Consider the following 17,285-nt stretch of genomic DNA (forward strand, 5'->3'; position numbering starts at 1 on the left):
TTGAGGAGTTCTGGATTCCCGTGACGCCCCTCCCCACGGTCACACCCGCTCAGCTCGCCCGGCTCGCCCGCTGTGCAGCGGTTTTCCTGCCGTCGGATCCACCGCGCACCGGACGGGTCGCCTTCTGGCGTCCTGACGGCGAGCCGGCCGGGGAGATTCCCGGTTCCGGCGCGGCGGTTGAGCAGCTGTGTGTTGCCCTGCCGGACGAGGACGGCGGGGTCTGGGTGGGCGAGGTCCCGGCCCTGGTGCTGTCCGTCGCCGACGCGGTGCCGGTGCTCACCCGTGTGCGGGCCGCGCGGGGCACCCATCCGGCGGCGGCCTTCTGGGGGGCGGCGTCCGTACTGGCCCTCCAGCTGGCGGCGCGTGGCCGGCTGCTGCCCGGAGTGAGCCCGGAGGGGTACGACGCCTGGCGGGTGGGGCCGCTCGACCCGGCGGACATCGAGCGGTGGCGCGCGCTCGCCGCCTCGATGCCGCCGTATGCGCATGCCACTCCGCTGCCGGGGACCGATCCGGTGGAGCTGCCGGACCCCGAACGGCATCTGCGGGCCTTCCTGGACGCGGTGGCGGACGGGCTGCCGCGGTCCCCCGCCGCTGCGCTGGTCACCGGTGCCCCGGCGTTCGCGGCGCCCGCCCCCGCGCACATCCCCGAGCAGCGCGCCTGGGCCGCGGATGTCGCCGCGGGACATGACGCCGGCGTACGGATCTCGCTGCGGGTGGAGGTCCATGGGACGGAGTGGCCGGAGGGACCGGAGGCACCGGGTGGCCACGACGAGCTGCCGGGTCCCGGCGACGGTTCCTCCCCCACCTTCACCGCGGTCCTCCAGTTGCACAGCCTCACCGACCCGACGCTGGTCGCGGACGTCGCCGAGGTGTGGGCGGGGGCGTCGCCGGCGGGCCAGGCGTTCGGGCCGCGGGCCCGGATGGACACCCTGCTCACGCTGCGCCGTGCGGCCGACGCCTGGGCACCGCTCACCCCGCTGTTGTCCGCGGCGGTGCCCGGTGCGCTGGAGCTCGCCGACGAGGAGGTCGCCGAACTGCTCGGTCCTGCCTCCCGTGCGCTGGCCGCCGCCGGGGTACAGGTCCACTGGCCGAAGGCGCTGGCGCGCACGCTGACCAGCCGGGCCGTGGTGGGGCAGCCCGACGGGGCGGACGCCAACGGGTGGGACGGCAGGGAGTCCGCGCTGCCCTCCTTGCTGTCGGCCGATGCGCTGCTCTCGTTCAGCTGGCGGTTCGCGGTGGGCGACCAGGAGGTCGACAGGGCGGAGCTGGACCGGCTTGCCGAGGCGGGGCGGCCGTTGGTGCGGCTGCACGATCAGTGGGTGCTCCTCGACCCGGAGGCGGTACGGACCGCCCGGGACCGCCAGGACCGTAAGCTCACGCCGCTCGACGCGCTGGGCGCGGCGCTCACCGGCACCGCCGAGGACGAGCACGGCGGCCGGGTGGAGGTGCAGGCCACGGGTCCACTGGCCCGGCTGCGCGACCGGCTCGCCGACCCCGAGGGCGCCGATGCCGCGCCCGTCGAGCAGCCGGCGGCGCTCACCGCGACGCTGCGCGACTACCAGCTGCGCGGGCTGGGCTGGCTGCACCGGATGACCTCGCTGGGGCTGGGCGCCTGTCTCGCCGACGACATGGGGCTGGGCAAGACGATCACGCTGATCGCGCTGCATCTGCACCGGCAGAACGATCCCGCGTCGGCCGGCCCCACCCTGGTCGTCTGTCCCGCCTCCCTCATGGGCAACTGGCAGCGGGAGATCGAGAAGTTCGCGCCGGGCACGCCGGTGCGCCGCTTCCATGGCGGGCGGCGCAGTCTGACCGGGCTGGCGGGCGGGGAGTTCGTCCTGACCACCTACGGAACGATGCGGCTGGACGCCGGAAAGCTGGCGGAGGTGGACTGGGGGCTGGTCGTCGCGGACGAGGCGCAGCACGTCAAGAACCCTTTCTCCGCGACCGCCAGGGCGCTGCGGACCCTCCCCGCCAGGGCCCGGGTGGCGCTGACCGGCACTCCGGTGGAGAACAACCTCTCGGAGCTGTGGGCGATCCTGGACTGGACGACGCCCGGGCTGCTGGGGCCGCTGGGCCGGTTCCGTACGCGCTATGCGCAGACCATCGAGGGCGGGGCGGCGGCGTCGCCGGAGGCGGGCGCGGCGGCCGAACGGCTGGCCCGCCTGGTACGTCCTTTCCTGCTGCGCCGCCGGAAGTCCGATCCGGGCATCGCGCCTGAGCTGCCGCCCAAGACGGAGACCGACCGGGCGGTGGCGCTGACCCAGGAACAGGCCGGGCTGTACGAAGCGGTGGTGCGCGAGGGGCTTGCGGAGATCGCCGGGACGGACGGGTTCGCCCGCCGTGGTCTGGTGGTCAAGCTGCTCACCTCGCTCAAGCAGATCTGCAACCACCCGGCGCAGTATCTGAAGGAGGCGGACCCACACATTCCGGGTCGCTCCGGGAAGGTCGAGCTGCTGGACGAACTGCTGGACACCATCCTCGCGGAGGACGCCGGCGTGCTGGTCTTCACGCAGTACGTACAGATGGCGCGGCTGCTGGAGGCGCATCTGGGCGCGCGGGGCGTGCCCACGCAGTTCTTGCACGGCGGGACGCCGGTGGCCCGGCGCGAGGAGCTGGTGCGCCGGTTCCAGGAGGGTGCGGCGCCGGTGTTCCTGCTGTCCTTGAAGGCGGCCGGTACGGGGCTGAACCTCACCCGGGCGGCGCATGTCGTGCACTTCGACCGCTGGTGGAATCCGGCCGTCGAGGCCCAGGCGACGGACCGCGCGTACCGCATCGGTCAGAACCGGCCGGTGCAGGTCCACCGGATCATCACGGAGGGCACGATCGAGGACCGGATCGCCGAAATGCTCTCCCGTAAGCAGCAGTTGGCGGATGCGGTGCTGGGTTCCGGCGAGGCCGCGCTGACCGAACTCACCGACGCCGAGCTGGCGGAACTGGTCGCACTGCGAGGGAGCGAGCGATGACCGGACACTTCGACGACACCGACACCTCGGCCGGGCGGACCTTCGCCGCGCTGCCGCCGGCCCGTGGCCGCGCCTTCGCGCGGACCTGGTGGGGTCAGGCGTGGCTCAAGGCGCTGGAGGACACCGCGCTCGACGGTGAGCAGGTGAAGCTGGGGCGGCGGCACGCCCGGGCCGGGGCGGTCGGCGCGGTGTCGGTACGGCCGGGCCGGATCACCGCGGTCGTCCAGGACCGTGACCATACGCGGCACCGCTCCGATGTGCTGTTGCAGCAGTGGGACGCGGCGGAGTGGGACCGCTTCCTGGACCTGGTCGCGGACCGGGCCGGGCACATCGCGGCGCTGCTGGACCGTGACATACCGCCGGTGCTGGCCGAGGACGCGGCCGCCGCCGGGATCGAACTGCTGCCGGGCATCGGCGACGTGGAGTCCGAGTGCAGCTGCGGGGCGTGGGACCACTGCGCGCATTCGGCCGCGCTCTGCTACCAGGTGGCGCGGCTGCTGGACCAGGACCCCTTCGTACTGCTGCTGTTGCGGGGACGGGGCGAGCAGGAACTCCTCGACGAGTTGCAGGGGCGCAGCGCGGCGCGGGCCGAGGCGCCGGCGGGCGCGGAGGCGGGGCCGGAGCGGCCCGGCGCGGGGGTGCCGGCGGCCGAGGCGTATGCGGCGCGCGACATTCTGCCGCCGCTGCCCGCGCCACCGCCGCCGGTCGAGGCACCGGGCGGCGCGCCCGTACTGGGTGGCGGCACCCCGCCCGCGCCCGGAGTGGACGTGCCCGCGCTGGAGTTCCTGATCGCGGACGCGGCGGCGCGTGCCCAGCGGCTGCTGGCCGAGGCGCTCTCCCCACGGCACCCGGACGCTCCGCTGCCGCCCGTGCTGACGCCCGGTCAGGATGCGGTACGGCTGGCCGCGGCCGGGCCCGGGGAGGCCGTCCCGGCGCGGCTGGCGGCCGGTTCGGGGCGCGATGTGCGGGGCCTGGCGCTGGCCGTGCGGGCCTGGGAGCTGGGTGGTACGGCCGGGCTCGCGGTGCTGGAGGAGGAGTGGACGCCGGGGCCGGAAGCGCTGGACCGGGCGACCGGCCGGCTCGCGGCCGCCTGGGAGGAGGGCGAGGCCCGGCCGCGGCTGCGGGCCTCCGGGAACCGCTGGACGGTGGCGGGCGGTGCTGCCCAGTTGCGCTACGGGCGGGACGGGCGCTGGTGGCCGTTCCGCAAGGAGAGCGGGCGGTGGGTGCCCGCGGGCCCGGCGTCGGACGATCCGGCGGCGGCGCTGGCGGGGCTGTCGGCGGAGGGGTGAGAGCAGGTCGGGGCGGGCGCCAGGGCTGGGCGGGTGCCGTAGGGACTGCCTGGCCCGATCCGTCCCATCCGGCTGCGCGGTGCCTCCGGTCGTGCTTCGCTGAGGCGGAGCCCCCCACCGCCAGGCAAAGTCGCCCGCCGCAGGAGGACCCGTGACCGGTACTTCCCCGCACGCGCCGCAGCCCATGCCGTACGACCGGACGCAACGGACCGCCGAGGGGACGGAGGGCACACCGCGGCATCCCGGCCGCCCGGCCCGCCCGCTTCCGTACTACGAGGACCGCTCGCCCGGTAGCGGGGTGCTGCCGCCGCGCGCCTGGTATGCGAGATCGGACGCCGCCTGGCTGTCGTTGCACGGCACCTGGCGGTTCCGGCTGTCGGCGACTGCCGGTGCCGAGGACGACGCCTTCGCCCGGCCGGACTTCGACGACTCCCTCTGGCACGAACTCCGGGTGCCCGGTACCTGGGCGCTCCAGGGGTTCGGCACGCCCTGGTACACCAACACCGCCTACCCCTTTCCGGTCGATCCGCCGAAGGTGCCGGACGAGAACCCGACCGGCGACCACCGGCGGGTCTTCGATCTGCCCGCCGGATGGGGCGAGGGGCCCGCCGTGCTGCACTTCGGCGGGGTGGAGTCGTGCGCCCGGGTGTGGCTCAACGGGCAGGAGCTGGGGCACTTCACGGGCAGCCGGCTGCCGCACGAGTTCGAGGTGGGGCATCTGCTGCGGCCGCGCCGCAATGTGCTGGCGGTGCGGGTCCATCAGTGGTCGTCGGGCAGCTATCTGGAGGACCAGGATCAGTGGTGGCTGCCGGGCATCTTCCGGAACGTGTCGGTCCAGCGCCGTCCCGAGGGCTCGGTCGCCGACCATTTCGTGCACGCCGGATTCGACCATGTCACCGGGCAGGGCACGCTGCGCGTGGAGTGCGAGCCGGCCGGGCGGGTGACCGTACCGGAGCTGGGACTCGATCTGGCGACCGGTGAGAGCGCGACGGTGCCGGTGCGCCCGTGGACGGCCGAGCAGCCGCAGCTCTACGACGGGGAGCTGGTCACGGCCGGTGAAACGATCCCGCTGCGGATCGGGTTCCGTACGGTCCGCGTCGAGGACGGGCTGCTGAAGGTCAACGGCCGGCGGATCCTGCTGCGCGGCGTCAACCGCCATGAGTTCCACCCGCGTTACGGGCGCACCGTCGGTCCCGAGACGATGCGCCGTGATCTGCTGCTGATGAAGCGGCACCACATCAACGCGGTGCGCACCAGCCACTATCCGCCGCACCCGGCCTTCCTCGATCTCTGCGACGAGCTGGGGCTGTGGGTCGTCGACGAGTGCGATCTGGAGACCCATGGCTTCGCCCAGCAGGGCTGGCGGGACAATCCGGTCGACGACCCGCGCTGGGAGCCGGCGCTGCTCGACCGGGCCCGCCGGATGGTCGAGCGGGACAAGAACCATCCGAGCATCGTGCTGTGGTCGCTGGGCAATGAGTGCGGCACCGGCCGCGGGCTGTCCGCCATGGCGGCCTGGATGCGCGAGCGGGACCCGTCCCGCCCCCTGCACTACGAGGGCGACCGCAGCTGCGCCGACACCGATGTCTACTCCCGGATGTATGCAGATCACGCCGAGGTGGAGCGCATCGGACGGCGCGCCGAGGAGCCGCTGTCCGATCCGGAGCTGGACGGCCGCCGGCGTGAACTTCCGTTCATTCTCTGTGAGTACGCGCATGCGATGGGCAACGGTCCGGGCGGGCTGAGCGAGTACCAGCGGCTGTTCGAGACGTATGAGCGCTGCCAGGGCGGGTTCGTGTGGGAGTGGATCGATCACGGGCTGCGGCAGCAGACGCCGGACGGCGAGGTGTTCCATGCCTACGGCGGTGACTTCGGTGAGGAGCTGCACGACGAAAACTTCGTCTGTGACGGGCTGGTCTTCCCCGACCGGGTGCCGTCCCCGGGCCTGACCGAGTTCAAGAAGGTCGTCGAGCCGGTGCGGATCGAGGGCGAGAGGGGCGGCGAGGGCGGCGCGGACGCGGTCCGGATCACCAATCGGTACGACTTCGCCGGCCTGGAGCACCTCGAATTCCTGTGGCGGCTGGAGGTGGAGGGCGAGGGGCGCGGCGGCGGATGGCTGGAGGTGCCGGCGCTGGGCCCCGGTGAGTCGGCGGTGGTGAAGCTACCGACGCTTGCGGACGGGGAGGACGAGGGCGGGGAGGCGATCTGGACGGTCCGGGCCGTACTGGCCGAGGAGACCGCCTGGGCGCCGGCGGGGTACGAGATCGCCTGGGGCCAGCTGCCGGCCGCGCCGCGCCCTGTCGTCCCTCCCCCGGCGGCCACCGCCACCCCGCGCCGGGGTGAGGGCAATGTGATCGTCCTCGGCCCGGGGACGTTCGACGCCACCACGGGCGCGCTGGACGGTGTCCAGCTCCGCGGACCACAACTGGACGTCTGGCGGGCGCCGACCGACAACGACGAGGCCGCGCCCTGGCAGCCGGGCCCGCGTCCGGCCACCGAGTGGCGGCGGCTGGGCCTGCACCGGATGCGGCACCGCGTGGAGTCCGTCGAGCCCGGCCCGGGCGCCCTGGTGGTCCGCACGCGGGTCGCGCCCGCCGCGTCCTCCCTGGCGCTGCACGCGGTCTACCGCTGGACGGCCCAACGGGAGCTGCTGCGGCTGGAGTTGAGTGTCGAGCCGGAGGGTGACTGGCCGGTTCCGCTGCCGCGGCTCGGGGTGCGGATGGCGGTGAGCGGCAGCCTGGGGTTCGCCGAGTGGTTCGGCGGCGGCCCCGGCGAGGGCTATCCGGACACCGGGGCGGCGGTGCGGATCGGCCGCTGGTCGATGCCGGTGGACGCGTTGCAGACGCCGTACGTACGGCCGCAGGAGAACGGGGCCCGGCCGGGGGTGCGCTGGGCGCAGCTGACCCGTACGGACGGTTCGGGCCTGCGGATCGAGGGCGATCCGGACTTCTCCTTCACCGCCCGCCGGTGGTCCGACGAGGAGCTGACCGCGGCCCGGCACACCACGGATCTGCGGCCGGGTGAGGAGCTGTGGCTGCATCTCGACCACGCCCAGCACGGCATCGGCAGCCAGTCGTGCGGACCGGGGGTGCTGCCGCAGCACCGGCTGGAGGTGGCGCCGGCCCGGTTCTCCTTCGTCTTCTCGACCCTGCGCTGAGCGGTTTGCGCTGCGCTGAGCGGCCTGCCGCGCCGTGCGTGAGGCGCCGGCCAGGGGCGTTGTCACTGGCCGGCGTTACGATCCGAAGCGGGATCACACGTCCGCCGACAGCGCGCACCGAGAGGCCTCGCACCATGGTCAGTACGCCCCCGTCGCTCGCCGACGCCCTCGCCGCGGGGCCGGTCGTCCTCGACGGCGGGCTGTCCAATGAGCTGGAGGCCGCCGGGCACGACCTGAGCGATGCGCTGTGGTCGGCCCGGCTGCTGGCCGACGAGCCGGAGGCCGTGGTGCGGGCGCATCTGGCGTACTTCGAGGCGGGCGCGCAGGTCGTGATCACCTCCAGCTATCAGGCGACGTTCGAGGGCTTCGCGCGGCGCGGTATCGGCGAGGAGCGGGCCGCGGCGCTGCTGGGGCGGAGTGTGGAGCTGGCCCGGGAGGCGGCCGGGCGGGCGCTGGCGGGCGGGGTCGCCGGGCCGCTGTATGTGGCGGCGTCGGCGGGTCCGTACGGGGCGATGCTGGCGGACGGCTCCGAATACCGGGGGCGCTACGGCCGGTCGGTGGCTGAGCTGGAGCGGTTCCACCGGCCGCGCCTGGAGGTGCTGGCCGCGGCGGGTCCCGATGTGCTGGCGCTGGAGACGGTGCCGGACAGCGATGAGGCCCGGGCGCTGGTGCGGGCGGTGCGCGGCCTGGGGGTGCCCGCCTATCTGTCGTACAGCGTCGAGGGGGAGCACACCCGCGCCGGGCAGCCGCTCGGTGAGGCGTTCGCGCTGGTGGCGGACGTGGACGAGATCATCGCGGTGGGGGTGAACTGCTGCGCGCCGGACGATGCGGACCAGGCGGTGCCGCTGGCGGCGCGGATCACCGGCAAGCCGGTGGTGGTCTATCCGAACAGCGGGGAGCGCTGGGACGCGGAGGCGCGGGCATGGTGCGGCAGCCCGGCATTCCGTGCGGACCGGGTCGCGCGCTGGGCGGCGGACGGCGCCCGGCTGATCGGCGGCTGCTGCCGGGTGGGGCCGGCCGAGATCACCAGGCTGGCCGCGGTCCTCGGGCGCTGAGCGGACCGGCCGGGAACAGGACCACCGGTCGGTTCGGGCCTGTATGCGGGCCGAAGGCGTTACACAGACGCAACCGAAGCGGCGGCGACAGCTCCGCTGGTCGATGGCAGGATGCAGCCAACCCGCAGCACCGCACCGGTTTGTTTGATCTTCGCACCGCCCTGGAGGACCAGTGTCCGCTCGCCCCGCGTTGCCCCTCATAGCCGTTGCCGCGGCCATCGCCGTGGTGGCGGGGTGCACCAGCACCAAGTCCGACGGGAAGAAGGGTTCCGGCGGTCTGGAGCTGCTCTCCCCCGGGACGCTCAAGACCTGCACCCACCTTCCGTACGCACCGTTCCAGGTCAAGAAGGACGGCAAGGTCGTCGGATTCGACGTGGATCTGGTGGACCTGGTCGCCAAGGACCTGGGCGTCAAGCAGGAGATCGTCAATACGCCGTTCGAAGGCATCGAGACCGGCCAGGACTTCAATATCCGCAAATGCGACCTGGCCGCCGCGGGCATGACGATCACGCCCGAGCGCGACAAGGTGATGGACTTCTCCGACCCCTACTTCAATGCCACTCAGGCGTTGTTGACCAAGAAGGGCAAGCCCGTCAAGAAGGTCGAGGACCTCAAGGGCAAGAAGCTCGGCTACCAGAAGGCCACCACCGGCGGGATCTACGCCAAGCAGCACGGCAAGGGCGTCGACCTGGTGGAGTTCGAGGATCTGGGGCTGCTGCTGACCGCCGTGAAGTCCGGCCAGGTCGATGCCGGTATCAATGACAACGGTGTGCTCTTCGACTATGTGAAGCAGAACCCCGACACCAAGGTCACCGCGGAATTCAACACCGGTGAGCATTACGGCATCGGCGTCCGCACCGGCAATGACGCGCTGCGCAAGAAGATCAACGAGGTCATCAAGAAGGCGAAGTCCGACGGGAGTTACGACCGGATCTACAAGAAGTGGTTCGGCACCACTCCGCAGAGCTGAGGCCGGTACTGATGGCTCTGTCCAAACGACAGCGCGCGCGGGTCACCCGCGGCGTGCAGTACGGCGTCCTGATCGTCGCCGTGGTGGTCCTCGCGCTGGTCGCCGACTGGCACCAGCTGCGGACGGCGTTCTTCGACGTCGAGGTCGCCAAGGCGCTGTTCCCCGAGATCATCACCACGGCGCTGGTCAATACCGTCCTCTACACCCTGCTCGGTTTCGGATTCGGGCTCGGTCTCGGTCTGCTGCTGGCGCTGATGCGGCTTTCGTCGGTACCGCCGTACCGCTGGATCGCCGTCACCTATATCGAGTTCTTCCGCGGCATCCCGGCACTGCTGGTGTTCATCGCGCTGGGCTTCGGAGTGCCGCTGGCGTTCGAGGTCGCGCTCGATATGAACGTCACGGTGATGCTGTCGCTCGGTCTGGTGGGCGCGGCGTACATGGCGGAGACCATCCGGGCCGGAATTCAGGCCGTGCCCAAGGGGCAGACGGAGGCGGCACGTTCGCTGGGGATGTCGCAGGGCCGGGCGATGGTCTCGATCGTGATTCCGCAGGCGTTCCGCATCGTCCTGCCGCCGCTGACCAATGAACTGATCCTGCTGACCAAGGATTCCTCGCTGGTGTATCTGCTGGGGCTCTCGCTCAGCCAGTTCGAGCTGGCCAACTTCGGCCGGGACGCGCTCAACGAGCACAAGAGCCTGACCCCGATCCTGATCGCCGGGCTGCTCTACCTCGTGATCACCCTTCCGCTCGGTCACCTGGTCCGGCGGCTGGAAGCACGTACGGCGAGGGCCAGGTGAGCACGGTGACGAAGGAGAGGGCTGCCATGGCCGCCGAGGAGACGCAGGCCATCGATGTCCGGGGGCTGCGCAAGGCGTTCGGCGAGCTGGAGGTGCTGCGCGGGATCGACTTCTCGGTGGCGCGCGGTGAGGTGGTGTGTGTCATCGGACCGTCGGGGTCCGGGAAGTCGACGCTGCTGCGCTGTGTGAATCTGCTGGAGGAGCCGAGTGCGGGCCAGGTCACGGTGGCCGGCACCGAGGTCACCGATCCGGACGTGGACATCGACCGGGTCCGGCGGCGGATCGGGATGGTCTTCCAGGCCTTCAACCTGTTTCCGCATCTGACCGTGCTGGAGAATCTGACGATTTCCCAGCGGCGGGTGCTGCGCCGCGGCCGGGCGGAGGCGGAGCGGATCGCCCGCGCCAATCTGGAGCGGGTGGGGCTCGCCGACAAGGCGGCGGCGTATCCGGCCCAGTTGTCGGGCGGTCAGCAGCAGCGGGTGGCGATAGCCCGTGCACTGTCCATGGACCCGGAGCTGATGCTCTTCGACGAGCCGACCTCCGCCCTCGACCCGGAGCTGGTCGGCGATGTGCTGGGGGTGATGCGCGGGCTGGCCCGGGAGGGGATGACGATGCTGGTGGTCACCCATGAGATGAGCTTTGCGCGGGAGGTCGCCGACCGTGTGGTGTTCATGGACGGCGGGGTGATCGTCGAGCAGGGCACCCCGGAACAGGTGGTGGGCGCCCCGCAGCACGAGCGGACCAGGACGTTTCTGGCACGGGTGCTGGATCCGGCGGCAGCCGAGGTGGGCGAGGTCGACGACGACGGAGGAGACACCCCCTAGGGGAGACACCCTCTGGCCGCTTCGCCGGCTGCTCGACGGCAGTTAACCGGCCGTTGGGGTGCCGAGGGGAACCTGTGCAGGTTCCTTTCACCCGCACCCCAGGAGGTCCCATGTCCCTACGTCCGCTCGCGGTGGCAGCGCCGGTGGCCGTGGTCGTCGCCGCGACTCTGGCGGTGGGCCAGACCACGGCCCAGGCCGGTCCGCCGCCGGCCACCGTCACCGGGCAGGCACGGCTGCCGCGGATACCGCTCGGCGAGTTCAGCAATGCGCTGCTGCCGGGCAGTGTCGACAACGACCGCGGGGTGAAGCTGGGCGGGATCGGCAGCGACATCTTCCCGGCGGGGCGGGCGGGCGAATTCTGGGCGGTCACCGACCGCGGGCCCAACGGCCAGATCAAGGTGGACGGCACCAAGCGGCGGACGTTCCCGGTGCCGGGCTTCGACCCCGCGATCGTCAAGATCAAGGTGCGCGGGGACCGGGTGACCGTGCTCAAGTCGCTGGCGGTCACCACCCGTTCGGGCAAGGCCGTTACCGGGCTGCCCAATCAGAAGGGCCGCGACGAGGCGCCGTACACCTACGACGCCGGACGTCCCTTGTCCTACGACCCCAACGGGCTGGACACCGAGGGGCTGGTGCGGGCCGCCGACGGCACCTTCTGGCTGGCCGACGAGTACGGCCCCTCGCTGGTGCATGTCTCGGCAGCCGGCCGGGTGCTGGCCCGTCATGTTCCCAAGGGACTGCGGCTGACCGGAGCCGACTACCCGGTCGTCGAGTCGCTGCCCGGCATCCTGTTGAAGCGCAAGGTCAACCGCGGCTTCGAGGGGCTGGCGCTGCTGCCCGACGGGGACCTGGTGGCGGCCGTGCAGAGCCCGCTGTCCAACCCGGACACGGCGGCCGGCGAGGAGTCCCGTACGGCCCGGCTGCTGCGCTTCTCGCCCGGGAAGGGCGCGGTGACCGCGGAGTACGCCTACCGCTTCGACCCGGTCGGTACGGTCGACCCGGGCGAGGACGACACCTCGGAGTTGAAGATCTCCTCGGTGGTGGCGGTGGGCCGCGACCGGCTGCTGGTGGAGGAGCGCACCGACAAGGCCGCCCGGTTGCAGCGGGTCGAGCTGGACGAGCGGCACAACATCCTCGGTTCGCGCTGGGACGACCCGGCGACCGCCCCGTCGCTGGAGCAGGCCGGCGGCCGTGCGCCGGTACTGCCCAAGCGGCTGGTCGTCGATCTGCGCAAGGTCAAGGGCGTACCGGAGAAGATCGAGGGCATCGCAGCCGTCGGGCGGCGCACCCTCACGCTCGTCAACGACAACGACTTCGGCATGACGGACGGCCCTGACGCGTTCGACGATCAGGGCCGTCTCGTGGACAGCGGGGTGCCGACGACGGTGGTGACCGTCAGGCTCAGGAAAGCGGCTTGGTGAGCTTCTTGGTGTTGCTCCGGTTGCCCATCAGGCTGCAGCTGACGGACTTGATGCCGAACCTGTAGCCCCTGAGGTTGGGGTACTGGACGTAGGTGCCCTCGGCGGTTCCGGCGGACTGCCGGGCCGCCTTGCGCTCCAGCTCATTGCGGCACAGCGACGACGCCTTGGACTGGATCTCGGACTCGGTCGTCAGGCCGGCTTCCAGGCGGTGGGTGGTGACGACCTCGGCGTCGTGCGGGCCGTTGCAGGAGGCCTCGTTGTTGTTGCCGCCGCCGCCCGGCGGGACGTCGAAGCAGTCGCCCACCTTCAGCAGGTAGAAGGGGATCTTTCCGTTGCCGGGGGTCGGCATGCTGCTCTCGAAGTCGCTGCCGGCGGACGACTGGGAGGGCGAGGGGTCCGCCGAGGGGGTGGAAGGGCTCTGCGACGGGGTCGCGGAGGTGCTCGAACCGCTCGTCGGCTGGGCCTGGTGCTTGCCGCTGTCGTCGCTGTTGGCCAGCACGACGACGGTGACGACGGCGGCCAGTACGAGTGCCCCGCCGGCGATGATCGCCGCGATGACCTTGCCGTTGCCGCCGCCGCCGGGCGGCCCCGGCTGCTGCCAGCCGCCGGGGCCGCCCGGTCCCTGCGGTCCGAAGCCACCGGGCGGGCCGAAGCCACCGGGTGCCTGGCCGCCCTGGGGCGGACCGTAGCCACCGGGGCCGTATCCGCCCTGGCCCTCACCGCCTGGGCCGTAGCCGCCGGCCGGCGGGCCGAAGCCACCGGGATTGCCGGGCGGCGGCTGGTGCGGCGGGTTCGGCTGGTTCGACGGCGGAGGCGGAGGAAAGCTCATGGCGGAAATGATCGCTTCTTTACTGGGTTTTGAGGGACGTGGTGACCAACCTGGAACATTTCGCGTCTGAAATGTCCGTGCCCTGGGCACCGTTGGCCACAGGCAGCAAGCCACCCTACGGCCCGGAGGTTCTGCGTGTTCACCGACCTACCCCTGGACGAGCTGCGCCGCTACCGCCCACCGCTTCCCGAACCCCCCGACTTCGACGCATTCTGGCACCGCACCCTGGCCGAGGCGCGGGCCCACGACCTCAACCCGGCCTTCACCGAGATCGATACCGGCCTCACCCTCCTGCGGTGCTACGACGCCGAGTTCACCGGTTTCGGCGGACACCGGATCCGCGCCTGGTTCCTGCTCCCCGCGGCCGCGGACGGCCCACTGCCCTGTGTCGTGCAGTACCTCGGCTACGGCGGCGGCCGGCTGCTGCCGCACGACTGGCTGCTGTGGCCGTCCGCGGGCTACGCCACGCTGGTCATGGACTCCCGGGGACAGAGCGGCCCCAACCACCCCGGCGACACCCCCGATCCGGTCGGCTCCGGCAATCCGGGCGTGCCCGGCAAGCTGACCCAGGGCCTGCTCGACCCCGAGGACTACTACTACCGGCGGCTGTTCACCGACGCCGTACGGGCCGTGGACACGGCGCGCGGCCATGACGCGGTGGACGCCGACCGGATCGTGGTCGCCGGCCACAGTCAGGGCGGCGGCCTGGCGCTGGCGATGACCGGGCTGGTCCCCGGGCTGGCGGGCGCACTGATCGACCTGCCGTTCCTGACCCATATCCGGCGCGCGATCGAGGTCACCGACGAGGGGCCGTACGGGGAGCTCGCCCGCTACTTCGCGGGCGCCCGCGGCCAAATCGAAACCGCCCTGCACACCCTGGACCACTTCGACGGCCTCAACTTCGCCGCCCGCGCCACCGCTCCGGCCCTCATCGCCACGGCCCTGCGCGACGAGGTGGTGCCGGCCTCCACCGGCTTCGCCGCGTACCACCACTACGCGGGCAAGAAGGAGCTGAAGGTGTGGCGGTTCAACGCACATGAGGGGGGCGGCGGGGAACAGCGGGCCGCGGAGCTCGCCTTCGTGCGGAAGCTGCTCGGCTGACCGCGCCCACCGGTCTCAGAGCGCGCCCAGCAGATGCTCCAGCGCCAGCTGGTCCAGATGCTCGAAGGCCATCCCGCGGGCGGCCGCCGCCTCGACGTCGAAGGTTTCGTAGGCGGTGACGTCGGCCAGCAAGCCGGCCAGGCCGTCCTCGGCGGTGGGGCGGGTGAGCTGGTCGAGGCGGGCGGTGCGCAGCGCGTCCTGGACGACCGGGTCGGCGCGGAAGGCCGCGGCGCGCTCCTTCAGGATCAGGTAGTTGCGCATACAGCCGGCCGCCGAGGCCCAGACGCCGTCCAGGTCCTCGGTGCGCGGTGGTTTGAAGTCGAAGTGCCGCGGCCCGTCGTAGCCCGCCGTCTCCAGGAGGTCGACCAGCCAGAACGCGGAGCGCAGATCGCCGGCGCCGAAGCGGAGGTCCTGGTCGTACTTGATGCCGCTCTGGCCGTTGAGGTCGATGTGGAAGAGCTTGTCCGCCCAGAGCGCCTGGGCCACGCCGTGCGGGAAGTTCAGACCGGCCATCTGCTCGTGGCCGACCTCCGGGTTGACGCCGTAGAGCTCGGGGCGCTCCAGTCGCTCGATGAAGGCGAGGGCGTGGCCGACGGTGGGCAGGAGGATGTCGCCGCGGGGCTCGTTGGGCTTGGGTTCGAGGGCGAACCGCAGGTCGTAGCCCTGCTCGACGATGTACTGGCCGAGGAGGTCGAAGGCCTCCTTCATCCGGTCCAGGGCGGCCCGTACGTCCTTGGCCGCGCCGGACTCCGCGCCTTCCCGGCCACCCCACGCCACATAGGTACGGGCGCCCAGTTCGGCGGCGAGGTCGATGTTGCGGAGCGTCTTGCGCAGGGCGTAGCGCCGGATGCCGCGGTCGTTGGCGGTGAAGGCACCGTCCTTGAAGACCGGGTGGGTGAAGAGGTTGGTGGTGGCCATCGGGACGACCAGGCCGGTGGCGTCCAGTGCCCGGCGGAAGCGTTGGACGGCGGTCGCGCGCGCGATGTCACCGGCCCCGAAGGGGATCAGATCGTCGTCGTGGAAGGTGACGCCGTACGCACCGAGGCCGGCGAGGCGGTGCACCGATTCCACGGGGTCCAGGGCGCGGCGGGTGGCGTCACCGAAGGGGTCACGGCCCTGCCATCCGACGGTCCACAGACCGAAGCTGAACTTGTCCTCGGGCACGGGCTGATGGCTCATGCCGGAACCTCGCTTCGCCCGGCCCCGCTGGCGCGAGGCGCGCACCTTCCGCTGATTCCCGCACGGCGTTCGCTCATCGCGACTCCCTCGGTTATTTCGTCAACGTACTTTACGAAATCCGCCGCGGCCAAACTAATATGCGGCAGCACACCCGGGAACCCCCCGGACCGAGACAGTCGGACACCGGCCGCCGAGGGAGAACGCACGATGGGCGCAGAGTCAGCGGGACCGCTGGTCGTCGGGGTGGACAGCTCGACGCAGTCCACCAAGGCGCTGGTCGTGGACGCGGAGACCGGTGTGGTCCTCGCCCGGGGCCAGGCGCCGCACACGGTCAGCGGCGGCGTGGGCAAGGAGAGCGACCCCGAGCAGTGGTGGCGGGCGCTGGGCGAGGCGCTGGCGCAGTGCGGCGATGCGGTGCGGCAGGCCTCGGCGGTGTCGGTCGGCGGGCAGCAGCACGGCCTGGTCACGCTGGACGCGTCCGGTGCGCCGGTGCGCCCGGCCATCCTGTGGAACGACGTCCGTCCGGCGGAGCAGAGCGAGCGGCTGATCGCGGAGCGGGGCGGCGCCGCGGCCTGGGCGGACCGGGTCGGGAGCGTGCCCGGGCCGGCGTTCACGGTGTCCAAGTGGGCCTGGCTGCGGGAGAACGAGCCGGCCGCGGCCGAGGCCACCGCCGCGGTGCGGCTGCCGCACGACTACCTCACCGAGCGGCTGACCGGCGAGGCCGTCACCGATCGCGGTGATGCGTCGGGGACGGGGTGGTGGGCGTCGTCCACCGAGTCCTACGACCCGGAGATCCTGGCGCACGTCGGGCTGGACCCCACGGCGCTGCCGCGGGTGGCGCTCCCGGGCGAGGCCGCCGGGACCGTGCACGCCGATGATCTGCCGCTGCCCAAGGGCGCCCTGGTGGCTCCCGGTACCGGCGACAACATGGCCGCCGCGCTCGGCCTGGGCCTGCGCCCGGGCCGGCCGGTGCTGAGCCTGGGCACGTCAGGGACCGTCTATGCGGTCTCCACGCACCGGCCCGCCGATCCGACCGGCACCGTCGCGGGCTTCGCCGATGCCCGCGGTGACTGGCTGCCGTTGGCCTGCACCCTGAACTGCACCCTCGCCGTGGACCGGGTGGCCGCCCTGCTGGGCCGCGACCGGGAGGCCGTGGAGGCGGGCGGCGAGGTGGTGATGCTGCCGTTCCTCGACGGTGAGCGCACCCCGAACCTGCCCGGCGCCTCGGGCCTGGTGCACGGACTACGGCACGGGACGACGGCCGGGCAACTGCTCCAGGCCGCCTACGACGGTGCGGTGTTCGCGCTGCTGAAGGCCCTGGACCGGGTGCTGGACGAGGACACCGCGGCCGATGCGCCGCTGGTGCTGATCGGCGGCGGCTCGAAGGGTCTGGCCTGGCGGGAGACGGTGCGGCGGCTGTCCGGGCGTCCGGTGGTGGTGCCCGAGGCCCGGGAGCTGGTCGCGTTCGGTGCGGCGGCGCAGGCGGCCGGGCTGCTGCTGGGCGAGGATCCGGCGGCGGTGGCGCGGCGTTGGGGCATCGCCCGGGGCGCGGAGTACGCGGCGCGGCAGCGGGACGCGGCCGCCTGGGAGCGGCTGACGGCGACGCTGGCCGACGGCGAGGCGCTGCTGCGACGGTGACCCCCGGCGGCCTCGGCCGCAGTCCCGGTCCGGATGACCGGACGTACCCCGTAAAAGTG

At 72.5% G+C, this 17,285-nt stretch carries 12 protein-coding genes; 10 read left to right on the forward strand and 2 right to left on the reverse strand.

Annotation, left to right across the window (positions count from 1 at the left end; genetic code table 11):
* The first annotated feature begins 20 nt into the window (after window positions 1–20).
* The 8 genes from ACZ55A_RS07105 to ACZ55A_RS07140 all read left to right on the forward strand — a co-directional run bounded on the left by ACZ55A_RS07105 (window position 21) and on the right by ACZ55A_RS07140 (window position 12,479).
* Window positions 21–2,966 carry a DEAD/DEAH box helicase gene (locus ACZ55A_RS07105; RefSeq protein ID WP_468835502.1) on the forward strand — a complete coding sequence of 982 codons (2,946 nt, stop codon included), beginning with the start codon at window positions 21–23 and terminating at the stop codon, window positions 2,964–2,966.
* A complete protein-coding gene (locus ACZ55A_RS07110; RefSeq protein WP_468835505.1) occupies window positions 2,963–4,255 on the forward strand; it encodes an SWIM zinc finger family protein in 1,293 nt (430 codons plus the stop codon). The genes ACZ55A_RS07105 and ACZ55A_RS07110 overlap by 4 nt, the downstream gene beginning before the upstream one ends.
* Before the next feature lie 184 nt (window positions 4,256–4,439).
* Window positions 4,440–7,412 carry a glycoside hydrolase family 2 TIM barrel-domain containing protein gene (locus ACZ55A_RS07115; protein ID WP_468836590.1) on the forward strand — a complete coding sequence of 991 codons (2,973 nt, stop codon included), beginning with the start codon at window positions 4,440–4,442 and terminating at the stop codon, window positions 7,410–7,412.
* Between the two features lie 134 nt (window positions 7,413–7,546).
* The gene (gene mmuM / locus ACZ55A_RS07120; protein ID WP_468835507.1) at window positions 7,547–8,467 is read left to right on the forward strand and encodes a homocysteine S-methyltransferase; all 921 of its coding nucleotides are present in this window, start codon (window positions 7,547–7,549) and stop codon (window positions 8,465–8,467) included.
* A gap of 172 nt (window positions 8,468–8,639) precedes the next feature.
* Window positions 8,640–9,437 (forward strand): basic amino acid ABC transporter substrate-binding protein, encoded by a 798-nt coding sequence (locus tag ACZ55A_RS07125; RefSeq protein ID WP_468835510.1) that lies wholly within the window; start codon window positions 8,640–8,642, stop codon window positions 9,435–9,437.
* 11 nt (window positions 9,438–9,448) lie between these two features.
* On the forward strand, window positions 9,449–10,234 hold the full coding sequence (locus tag ACZ55A_RS07130) for an amino acid ABC transporter permease (protein WP_468835513.1): 786 nt from the start codon (window positions 9,449–9,451) through the stop codon (window positions 10,232–10,234).
* A gap of 26 nt (window positions 10,235–10,260) precedes the next feature.
* Window positions 10,261–11,058, forward strand: a complete 798-nt coding sequence (locus tag ACZ55A_RS07135; RefSeq protein ID WP_468836592.1) for an amino acid ABC transporter ATP-binding protein — start codon at window positions 10,261–10,263, stop codon at window positions 11,056–11,058.
* 110 nt (window positions 11,059–11,168) lie between these two features.
* Window positions 11,169–12,479, forward strand: coding sequence for an esterase-like activity of phytase family protein (locus ACZ55A_RS07140; protein WP_468835515.1), 1,311 nt, complete (start codon window positions 11,169–11,171; stop codon window positions 12,477–12,479).
* On the opposite strand, the gene ACZ55A_RS07145 is transcribed toward ACZ55A_RS07140, so the two are convergent.
* Entirely contained in the window at window positions 12,460–13,308 is an 849-nt protein-coding gene (locus ACZ55A_RS07145) for a hypothetical protein (protein ID WP_468835517.1), read from the reverse strand. The two genes, ACZ55A_RS07140 and ACZ55A_RS07145, sit on opposite strands and share 20 nt — an antisense overlap.
* Before the next feature lie 135 nt (window positions 13,309–13,443).
* Here ACZ55A_RS07145 and ACZ55A_RS07150 point away from each other — a divergent pair, with 135 nt between their 5' ends.
* A complete protein-coding gene (locus tag ACZ55A_RS07150) occupies window positions 13,444–14,409 on the forward strand; it encodes an acetylxylan esterase (RefSeq protein ID WP_468835520.1) in 966 nt (321 codons plus the stop codon).
* 15 nt (window positions 14,410–14,424) lie between these two features.
* On the opposite strand, the gene xylA is transcribed toward ACZ55A_RS07150, so the two are convergent.
* The gene (gene xylA, locus ACZ55A_RS07155) at window positions 14,425–15,588 is read right to left on the reverse strand and encodes a xylose isomerase (protein WP_468835523.1); all 1,164 of its coding nucleotides are present in this window, start codon (window positions 15,586–15,588) and stop codon (window positions 14,425–14,427) included.
* 207 nt (window positions 15,589–15,795) lie between these two features.
* On the opposite strand from xylA, the gene xylB reads away from it, so the two are divergent.
* Window positions 15,796–17,226, forward strand: coding sequence for a xylulokinase (xylB, locus tag ACZ55A_RS07160; RefSeq protein ID WP_468835526.1), 1,431 nt, complete (start codon window positions 15,796–15,798; stop codon window positions 17,224–17,226).
* Window positions 17,227–17,285 lie beyond the last annotated feature (59 nt).

The organism is Streptomyces sp. NPDC034111, from assembly GCF_055575375.1.

Coding starts and splice junctions, on each gene's coding strand:
- ACZ55A_RS07110 (WP_468835505.1), top strand. CDS start 2,963: ATGACCGGACACTTCGACGACACCGACACCTCGGCCGGGCGGACCTTC.
- ACZ55A_RS07115 (WP_468836590.1), top strand. CDS start 4,440: ATGCCGTACGACCGGACGCAACGGACCGCCGAGGGGACGGAGGGCACA.
- mmuM (WP_468835507.1), top strand. CDS start 7,547: ATGGTCAGTACGCCCCCGTCGCTCGCCGACGCCCTCGCCGCGGGGCCG.
- ACZ55A_RS07130 (WP_468835513.1), top strand. CDS start 9,449: ATGGCTCTGTCCAAACGACAGCGCGCGCGGGTCACCCGCGGCGTGCAG.
- ACZ55A_RS07135 (WP_468836592.1), top strand. CDS start 10,261: ATGGCCGCCGAGGAGACGCAGGCCATCGATGTCCGGGGGCTGCGCAAG.
- ACZ55A_RS07140 (WP_468835515.1), top strand. CDS start 11,169: ATGTCCCTACGTCCGCTCGCGGTGGCAGCGCCGGTGGCCGTGGTCGTC.
- ACZ55A_RS07145 (WP_468835517.1), bottom strand. CDS start 13,308: ATGAGCTTTCCTCCGCCTCCGCCGTCGAACCAGCCGAACCCGCCGCAC.
- xylA (WP_468835523.1), bottom strand. CDS start 15,588: ATGAGCCATCAGCCCGTGCCCGAGGACAAGTTCAGCTTCGGTCTGTGG.
- xylB (WP_468835526.1), top strand. CDS start 15,796: ATGGGCGCAGAGTCAGCGGGACCGCTGGTCGTCGGGGTGGACAGCTCG.